The sequence below is a fragment of the Rhizobacter sp. P2_D12 genome (assembly GCF_056404395.1).
The window spans coordinates 1-8,609 of the sequence record NZ_JBFUEB010000172.1 but is presented as its reverse complement, the minus strand read 5'-3'; the positions used below and the strand labels follow the sequence as shown (position 1 = coordinate 8,609).

The 8,609-nt window shown below is 72.0% G+C and carries 8 protein-coding genes; 5 read left to right on the top strand and 3 right to left on the bottom strand.

The genetic code is table 11. The features are described from left to right. Positions 1-262: chemotaxis protein CheW (locus AC1DYN_RS30515; protein ID WP_477966210.1), on the top strand; the 262-nt coding region annotated here is incomplete at its 5' end. A 93-nt stretch (positions 263-355) separates the two neighbouring features. After that, entirely contained in the window at positions 356-1,906 is a 1,551-nt protein-coding gene (locus tag AC1DYN_RS30510; RefSeq protein WP_477966208.1) for a methyl-accepting chemotaxis protein, read from the top strand. A gap of 25 nt (positions 1,907-1,931) precedes the next feature. Here the strand turns inward: AC1DYN_RS30510 and AC1DYN_RS30505 are convergent, their stop codons facing one another. Further along, entirely contained in the window at positions 1,932-4,466 is a 2,535-nt protein-coding gene (locus AC1DYN_RS30505; RefSeq protein WP_477966206.1) for an ABC transporter permease, read from the bottom strand. Beyond that, complete coding sequence (locus tag AC1DYN_RS30500; protein WP_477966204.1) at positions 4,463-5,410, bottom strand: LysR family transcriptional regulator; 948 nt, start codon at positions 5,408-5,410, stop codon at positions 4,463-4,465. Before AC1DYN_RS30500 ends, AC1DYN_RS30505 begins: the two co-directional genes overlap by 4 nt. 105 nt (positions 5,411-5,515) lie before the next feature. Between AC1DYN_RS30500 and AC1DYN_RS30495 the strand changes: the two genes are divergently transcribed. The 3 genes from AC1DYN_RS30495 (at position 5,516) to AC1DYN_RS30485 (ending at position 7,363) form a co-directional block, all read left to right on the top strand. After that, positions 5,516-6,229, top strand: coding sequence for an SDR family NAD(P)-dependent oxidoreductase (locus AC1DYN_RS30495; protein WP_477966202.1), 714 nt, complete (start codon positions 5,516-5,518; stop codon positions 6,227-6,229). A 6-nt stretch (positions 6,230-6,235) separates the two neighbouring features. Then, positions 6,236-6,442, top strand: a complete 207-nt coding sequence (locus AC1DYN_RS30490) for a tautomerase family protein (protein WP_477966200.1) — start codon at positions 6,236-6,238, stop codon at positions 6,440-6,442. 81 nt (positions 6,443-6,523) lie between these two features. Next, complete coding sequence (locus AC1DYN_RS30485) at positions 6,524-7,363, top strand: dioxygenase family protein (protein ID WP_477966198.1); 840 nt, start codon at positions 6,524-6,526, stop codon at positions 7,361-7,363. Between the two features lie 3 nt (positions 7,364-7,366). Here AC1DYN_RS30485 and AC1DYN_RS30480 read toward each other — a convergent pair. After that, the coding region (locus tag AC1DYN_RS30480; RefSeq protein WP_477966196.1) for a hypothetical protein at positions 7,367-8,609 on the bottom strand (1,243 nt) is incomplete at its 5' end.

The following is an 8,609-nucleotide window of genomic DNA, read 5'->3' as shown; positions in this document are numbered from 1 at the left end:
CGACACCGCCGACTACAACAGCTTCACCGTCGTGATCGTGCTGAACGTGCGCGGCCGCGTCGTCGGTGCCGTCGTCGATTCGGTCAGCGACGTGCTCGAGCTCGCCCGCGACTCGATCAAGCCCGCCCCCGAGATGGCCTCGGCCGTCGACACCAGCTTCATCACCGGCATCTCCAGCGTCAACGACCGCATGCTGATCCTGATGGACATCGAAGCCCTGATGGCCAGCGCCGAGATGGGCCTGATCGATTCGACGCACTGACGCGGTGCCCCGGCGCGGCTGCCCCCGGCCCGCGCCCCTGTCGACAACAAGAAATTCGAGACAAGGCCCCGTTCCTCCACGCAAGGACACCCCATGCTCTCGCTCACACGCCTTTCGATCCGCTCGCGCCTCTACTTCGCGACCGCCTTCTCGCTGCTGCTGCTGGGCGCCATCGGTGCCCTCGGCTGGCTGGCGCTGCACGACACCCGCTCGACGGTGCGCACGCTGGTCGCCGACGACTTCGGCACCGCCTCCGACATCAGCGAGCTGCGCACCACGCTGGGCCGGCTGCGCCGCTTCGAGAAGGAGATGGTGATCAACTTCAACAACGTCAACGAGGTCACCGACAACAAGGCCTTGTGGACGAAGGCGCATGCCGATACGCGCACGCGCCTGGACGGGCTGGCCCGGCGGCTCGAGGCCGAACCGGCCAAGACCGTCGCCGCCGCGCTGGAGCAGCTGAAGGCCTACCACGACGGCATGCTGCCGGTGATCGACCAGCTGGAACGCGCGACCATCGACGGCGCAGTGGCCGGCGCGTACGCCGGGCAGCTGAAGGACAACATCGAGGCGGTCGAGAAGACGCTGGGCGTGCTGTCGGACGCGTCGCGCGAGCATGTGGCCGCCAGCCAGCAGGCGGTGGAAGGCGCGATCGCGACCCAATCGGCCTTGCTGGTCGGTGGCGTGCTGTTCGCGCTGGCCGTGCTGCTGCCGCTGACGGTGCTGACGGTGCGCAGCATCACCGCGTCGATCGCGCATGCCAGCCAGCTGGCCGACCGCATCGCCCATGGCGACCTGTCGCAGCCGGTGCAGGCGCGCAGCGACGACGAGATCGGCCACCTGGTGCGCACGATGGACGGCATGCAGAACGCGCTGCGCACGCTGGTGGCGCAGGTCAAGCAGTCGACCGACAACATCGCGACCGCCAGCGCCGAGATCGCCACCGGCAACCAGGACCTGAGCGCGCGCACCGAGCAGACCGCCTCCAACCTGCAGCAGGCCGCCTCGTCGATGGAACAACTGACCGGCACCGTCAAGCAGAGCGCCGACTCGGCCCGCCAGGCCAACCAACTGGCCTCGTCGGCCGCCGAGGTCGCCGCGCGCGGCGGTGCGGTGGTCTCGCAGGTCGTCTCGACCATGGACGAGATCAACGCGTCGTCCAAGAAGATCTCCGACATCATCGGCGTGATCGACGGCATCGCCTTCCAGACCAACATCCTGGCGCTGAACGCCGCGGTGGAAGCGGCCCGTGCCGGCGAGCAGGGCCGCGGCTTCGCGGTCGTCGCCGGCGAGGTGCGCAGCCTSGCSCAGCGCAGCGCCCAGGCCGCCAAGGAGATCAAGGCGCTGATCGGCGCCTCGGTCGAGAAGGTCGAYTCCGGCTCGCGCCTGGTGGCCGATGCCGGCCACACCATGAAGGAGATCGTCGGCTCGGTSCAGCGCGTCTCCGACATCATCGGCGAGATCACTGCMKCGTCGTCCGAGCAGAGCGACGGCATCGGCAGCGTCAACGGCGCGGTCACGCAACTCGACCAGATGACGCAGCAGAACTCGGCCCTGGTCGAGGAAAGCGCCGCGGCGGCGGAGAGCCTGAAGGATCAGGCCCGCGTGCTGGCGCAGGCGGTGTCGGTGTTCCGGCTGGCTTGACCCGTAGCCCGGATGGTCATCCGGGCTACTCGGCCGCGCGCCGCAGCGTCTCGACCACCGGCCGTGACACCACCTCGCGCAGCCCCCACCAGCCGGCGGCCAGCGCGAGCAGCGCCCCCGCCAGCGCACCACCCAGCGGCACCCAGGGCGACGCGTTCCAGCTGAACTGGAACACGTACTTCGCGAGCGCCCAGCCCACCGCGATGGCGGCCACCGACGCCAGGAAACCGGCCAGTGCGCCGACGCCCAGCAGCTCGGCGCGCTGCACCTGGCCGAGCAGCCGCGCGCTCGCACCCAGCGCGCGCATCACCGCGAACTCGCGCGCCCGCGCCTCGCGCGTCGCGGTGACCGCGGCGAACAGCACCACCAGCCCGGCCGCCAGCGTGAAGCCGAACAGGAACTCGACCGCGCGGATCACCTGGTCCAGCACGCGCTGCACCTGGCCCAGCGAGGCCGACACGTCGACCGCGGTGATGTTGGGGAATTCGCGGCTCAGCGCGTTGTCGAAGCCCGGCGTGGCCGGCGCGCGGAAGGCCGTCAGGTAGGTGGCCGGCAGGTCCGGCATCTGCGCGGTCGGGAACATCACGAAGAAGTTGGCGCGCATCGAGCCCCAGTCGACCTTGCGCAGGCTGGTGATCCTGCCCTCGGCCAGGATGCCGGCGACGTCGAAGCGCAGCGTGTCGCCGAGCTTCAGGTGCAGCGTCTCGGCCAGGCCTTCCTCGACGCTCAGGCCGTTGGCCTCGTTCGGCGTCCAGCGGCCGGCGGTCACGGTGTTGTGCTGCGGCAGCGCGGCATCGTGGCTCAGGTTGAACTCGCGGTCGAGCAGGCGCTTGGCGCGCTCGTCCTGCAGGTCGTCGGTCGTGGTCGGCTTGCCGTTCACCGCCACCAGCCGGCCGCGGATCATCGGGAACCAGTCGTAGCGCGCGACGCCGGCCGCCTTCAGCCGCGCCTGGAAGGCCTCGCCCTGCTCCGGCTGGATGTTGATGACGAAGCGGTTCGGCGCATCCGGCGGCGTGGCCGCGCGCCAGCTGGAGATCAGGTCGGTGCGCAGCAGCACCAGCAGCACCAGCGCCAGCAGGCCGACGCTCAGCGCCGACACCTGCAGCACCGCGAAGGCCGGCCGCGCGGCGATCTGCCGCGTCGCCAGCACCAGCCAGCGCGGCGCGCGCGACTCGGGCACCGCGCGGCGCAGCAGTTGCACCGCGATCCACGACAGCAGCGCGAACACCGCGATCGCGCCCGCAAAACCGCCGACCGCGATCAAGCCCAGCGTCAGGTCGGACGACACCGCCAGCAGCAGCGCCGCAAAGCCGATCGCGCCCGCCGCCAGCACCGCGATCGAGGCCGGTTTCAGCGCGCCGACGTCGCGCCGGATCACGCGCAGCGGCGGCACCTGGGCCAGCTGCAGCACCGGCGGCAGGCCGAAGCCCATCAGCAGCGTGAAGCCGACGCCAATGCCGAACAGCGCCGGCCAGGCACTGGCCGCCGGCAAGGCCGCATCGACCAGCCCGGCGAGCAGCCAGACGAACACGTAGTGCACCGCGAAGCCGAGCAGCACGCCGGCCACGCTGGCCAGCACGCCGACGATGCCGAACTCGAGCAGGTACTGCAGCGCGATCGCGCGCTGCGGCTGGCCCAGCACGCGCAGCATCGCGCAGTCGTCCAGGTGGCGGTCGGCAAAATCGCGCGCGGCGATGCCCACCGCCACCGCGGCGAGCAGGGCCGCGAGCAGCGCCACCAGGTTCAGGAATTTCTGCGCGCGGTCCAGCGTCTGGCGCATCTCGGGGCGGCCGGTCTCCAGCGATTCGACACGCAGCCCGCGCAGCTGGCGGCTCTTGACCTGGGCATCGGTCCAGCCGACGAACTCGCGCAGCGCGGCATCGCGTCCCGGCGGCGCGGCCACCGCGAGCCGGTAGGTGACGCGGCTGGCCGGTTGCACCAGCCCGGTCGCGGCCAGGTCGGCCTCGTTCAGCATCACGCGCGGCGCGAAGCTGATGAAGCCGGCACCGCGGTCGGGCTCGATCACGATGACCGATGCGATGCGCAGGCTCGCATCGCCGAGCAGCAGCGTGTCGCCGGCCTTCAGCTGCAGCGCGTCCAGCACGCCGGCATCGACCCACACCGTGCCGGGCTGCGGCGCGCCCGCCACCGTGCGCTGCGGGCCGCCGGGGGTGTCGGACAGCGTCAGCCGGCCGCGCAGCGGGTAGGCGTCGGGCACGCTCTTGACGGCCACCAGCCGCGACGCGCCACCCTTGTCGTCGGGCGCGCGGCCCATGCTCGGGAAGGTGGCCGTCTGCGCCACGAGCAGTCCGAGGCTGCGCGCACGCTCGGCGATGTCGGCAGGCGCCGGCTGGTCGCTCGCGACGATCGCGTCGCCGCCCAGCAGCTGCCGCGCATCGCGCGCCAGCCCGGCGTTCAGCCGGTCGGCGAAGAAGCCGACCGCGCTCAGCGCGGCCACCGCCAGCATCACCGCCACCAGCAGCAGGCGCAGCTCGCCGGCGCGGAAATCGCGCGCGGTCTGGCGCCAGGCCAGGGTCCACAGGGAAGCAGAAGGCGTCATCGGGAGGTCTTTCGAGTCGGGGCCGGCGCAGCCCATTCGCGCTTGCGTTCGAGCAGGTAGTCCACGAAGGCCCGCACTTTCAGCGGGACGTGGCGTGCATGCGGATACAGCAGATTGTAGGGACGCGACCGTCCGCCATGCGGGGCCAGCACCTCGGCCAGCCGGCCCGCGGCCAGGTCGTCCTGCACCACGAAGCGGTAGGCCTGGAAGATCCCGCCGCCATGGCGCGCGAGGGTCACGCCGGCCAGCACGTCGTCGGCGCAGGTGTAGGGGCCGCGGGTCAGGCGCTCGACGTCGTCCCCGCCCTGCCTGAACAGCCACGGGATCGGGCGGCCGCTGCTGGGCAGTTCGAACTGGATGCAGTCGTGGCCGTCGAGGTCGTCGGGCGTCGCCGGCACGCCGCGGCGGGCCAGGTAGCCGGGCGCGGCGACCAGCACCAGCTCGGCATCCTCCAGGTGCCGGCACACCAGCGTCGAGTCGTCGGGCGCGCGCACCCGGATGGCGAGGTCGAAGCCTTCGTCGCCGAAGTCGATGTTGCGGTTGCTGACGTGCAGCTCGAGCTTGACCTCGGGATGCGCCGCCTGGAAGGCCGGCAGCACCGGCAGCAGCCGGTGGTGGCCGTAGGTGGTGGGCACGCTGATGCGCAAGGTGCCCGACGGCCGCGACTGCTCGCCGCCGGCTTCGCGCTCCGCATCGACCAGCTGGTCCAGGGCCGCACGGCAGCGCTCGAAGTATTGGCGCCCCGCGTCGGTGAGGCGGATGTGCCGCGTGGTCCGCACGAACAGCCGCACGCCCAGCCGCTCTTCCAGCCGGCCGATCGAGCGGCTGACGGCTGCCGGCGTGACGCCGGCGATCGTGGCCGCGGCCGTGAACCCGCGCTGCTCGGCCGCCAGGCAGAACAGCTCGATGCTGCCCAGCATCACATCGTCGAATTGACGTTTCATCGATTGATTACACCGTGTAGCGCCAGATATGAACCGAACCGGATTTATCCAGTGGAGCCCGGTCAATACAGTGAGTTTCCCTTCCCGGACTCCTCAAGGAACCTCATGAAACACGATCCCAAGACCGCCGTCATCACCGGCGCTTCCAGCGGCATCGGCGCCGCCCTCGTCAAAGCCTACCGTGAAGCGGGCTACCGCGTCGTCGCCAATTCGCGTTCGATCCGCGCCAGCGACGACCCCGGCATCCTGGCCGTGGCCGGCGACATCGCCGATCCGGCGACCGCCGAGCGCATCTTCCGCGACGGTGTCGACCGCTTCGGCCGCATCGACACGCTGGTCAACAACGCCGGCATCTTCACGGCCAAGCCGTTCACGCAGTTCAGCGCCGACGACTGGGCGGCCAACATCGCCACCAACCTGGCCGGCTTCTTCCACGTCACGCAGCAGGCGGTGAAGCGGATGGAGCAGCAGGGCTCGGGCCACATCGTGCAGATCACGACCAGCATCGTCGACCAGCCGATCAACGGCGTGCCCTCGGTGCTGGCCTCGCTGACCAAGGGCGGGCTGAACGCGGCGACGAAATCGCTCGCGATCGAGTATGCGGCGCGCGGCATCCGCGTGAACGCGGTGGCGCCGGGCATCATCAAGACGCCGATGCACCCGCCCGAGAACCATGCGGTGCTGGCCGGGCTGCACCCGGTGGGCCGCATGGGCGAGATCGGCGACATCGTGCAGGCGGTGCTGTTCCTCGAGAACGCGGCCTTCGTGACGGGCGAGATCCTGCACGTCGATGGTGGCCAGGCCGCCGGTCACTGGTGAACCGCCATGCCGTACATCCGCATCGAAGTCACCCGCGAAGGCGTCACGCTGGCGCAGAAGAAGCAGTTGATCGCCGAGGCCACGGAACTGATGGTCCGCGTGCTGAACAAGGACCCGGAGTCGACCTTCGTCGTCATCGACGAGGTCGAGACCGACAACTGGGGCCACGGTGGCCGCACGGTCACCGAACGGCGCAAGGAGCAGGCCGGATAGCCCGCACGCCGCAAGCGCGGTGAACCCTGCGTGCAAATCCGGCGAACGCCGGTGCGCCCGCGGGGTGCTCCAATTTGTGGCATGAACACCCTGCCCCCGATCTTCCTGTCCCACGGCTCGCCGATGCTGGCGCTGGAACCCGGCGTCACCGGCCCGTTCCTGCAGCGCCTGGGCGCGGCGCTCGACGCGCACTACGAGCGCCCGAAGGCCATCCTCGCCGTCTCGGCGCACAGCCTGGCGCGCGAGCCGGTGCTGCTGGGCGCGGCCCGGCAGCATGCGGTGCACGACTTCGGGGGCTTTCCCGACGCGCTGTACCAGCTGCAATACAACCCGCCCGGCGCACCCGGGCTGGCCACGCAGGTCGAGGCCCGGCTGCGCGACGCCGGCCTGCCGGTGCACCACAGCGACGACGGCGGCCTGGACCACGGCATCTGGAGCATGCTGCGCTTCATCCGCCCGCAGGCCGACATCCCGGTGCTGCCGCTCGCCTGGGTGCCCAACCTGCCGCCGGCGCAGCAGTTCGCGCTCGGCGAGCTGCTGGCCGCGCTGGCCGACGAGGGCGTGCTGGTGATGGGCAGCGGCAGCATCACGCACAACCTGCGCCGCATCTTCCGCGACGGCCGGCCGGCGCTGGACGCCGCCGAGATCGCCGAGAGCGCCGCCTTCCGCGCCTGGATGGCCGGGCGCAGTGCGGCAGGCGACTGGGATGCGCTGTTCGCCTACCGGCAGCAGGCGCCGTTCGCCGTCGACATGCACCCGACCGACGAGCACCTGCTGCCGTGGTACGTGGCGGCCGGCGCCGGCGGACGCGACGCGGCGCCCGAGCGGCTGCACAGCGCCGTGACCTACGGCTGCCTGGGGATGGATGCCTATGCGTTCGGACCCGGCGCGGCGGGGCTGAAGGCGCACCTCGGCGCCTGAGCGTCAGCGTTGGCTCAACGCCACCGTCCCTGAAGCCGGGCTGCTGGCGGCCCGCGCCGCGGCGGCCCGGTCGTCCTGGTACTGCTTCGCCAGCACCGCGACGTTCTGGCCGCTGCGCGCGATCAGCATGCGCGCCGCGCCGACCTCGCCGAACTGCCCGACCTCGAGCACCCAGCGGGTGCTGCGCTCGATCTGCGGGCACGACCACTCGGTGCCCGGCGCCGCGGCCAGCGGCTTCATCGCCTGCGCGAAGGCATCGCGCTCCTGGCGCACGGCCTGCACGCGCTCGGCCGGCCAGCCGGCGCGCTCGCCCAGCGACTGGCCCAGCGACATGTCGAGCAGCGAGGTCGAGCGCCGCGCCAGCAACTCGGCCAGGTCGGAGCACACCTGCTGCCGGTTCGCATCGCGCACCGCGTTGGCATCGCAGTGCTGCACCAGCGTCTTCGTGCCCGGCAGCGACAGCGCGCTTTCGATCGCCATCACGCGCTCCAGCGCCGCGCGCCGCTCGACCGCCGGCGTGCCGGGCGGCAGGTTGCGCAGCGCCAGCGCCGCCAGCTGGCCCGTGCGCAGGTCGGCGGTGCCGGCCTTGGACGCGCGGTACAGCGCCTCGTCGACGATGCCGGGCTCGCCGCGCTGGTCGGCCTCGGCCGCCACCTCCAGCCAGGCATCCGCGTTGTTCGGGTCGAGCGTCGTCAGCTGGCGCGTCGACAGCAGCTGGCAATTGCCGCCGGGGCTGGCCTGGCACGCGCGCCAGGCCAGCGTGTAGACCGCCGCCGAGCGCGTGCTGACCGCCATCTGCGCCAGCGCATCGCGCTGCGCCGCATTGGCCAGCAGGCGCGGCTGGCGCTGGTGCTCGGCCTCGCTGCCCGCCGGCGCGCAGTTGCCGCCGTCGCAGGGCTGCGGCGCGTTCGCATGCGGCGGCCCGTCGTCGCGCTGCAACAGCAGGCCGGCGGCGCGCGCCAGTTCATCCGGGTGCTGCGCCAGCGTCGCGACCAGGCGCTTGCGTGCCTGCTCGGCGGACGACGTGAACAGCGTGCGGTCGAGCGCCTGCCCGTCCTTGGCCTTGACGCGGCCGACGCCGCAGACCTCGATCTCGTCGGCCGCCAGCGGCGTGCTCGCCGCCGGCATCGCCGACGCGGCTGCGGCGTACAGCGAGGCGAACGCATCGAGCGACGGTGGGCCGGGTGGCTGCAGCGCGGCCGAGGCCGCCGCCGGGGACGGCGGCGCCACCACCGCGGCCATGCGC

Coding starts and splice junctions, on each gene's coding strand:
- AC1DYN_RS30505 (WP_477966206.1), bottom strand. CDS start 4,466: ATGACGCCTTCTGCTTCCCTGTGGACCCTGGCCTGGCGCCAGACCGCG.
- AC1DYN_RS30495 (WP_477966202.1), top strand. CDS start 5,516: ATGAAACACGATCCCAAGACCGCCGTCATCACCGGCGCTTCCAGCGGC.
- AC1DYN_RS30490 (WP_477966200.1), top strand. CDS start 6,236: ATGCCGTACATCCGCATCGAAGTCACCCGCGAAGGCGTCACGCTGGCG.
- AC1DYN_RS30500 (WP_477966204.1), bottom strand. CDS start 5,410: ATGAAACGTCAATTCGACGATGTGATGCTGGGCAGCATCGAGCTGTTC.
- AC1DYN_RS30485 (WP_477966198.1), top strand. CDS start 6,524: ATGAACACCCTGCCCCCGATCTTCCTGTCCCACGGCTCGCCGATGCTG.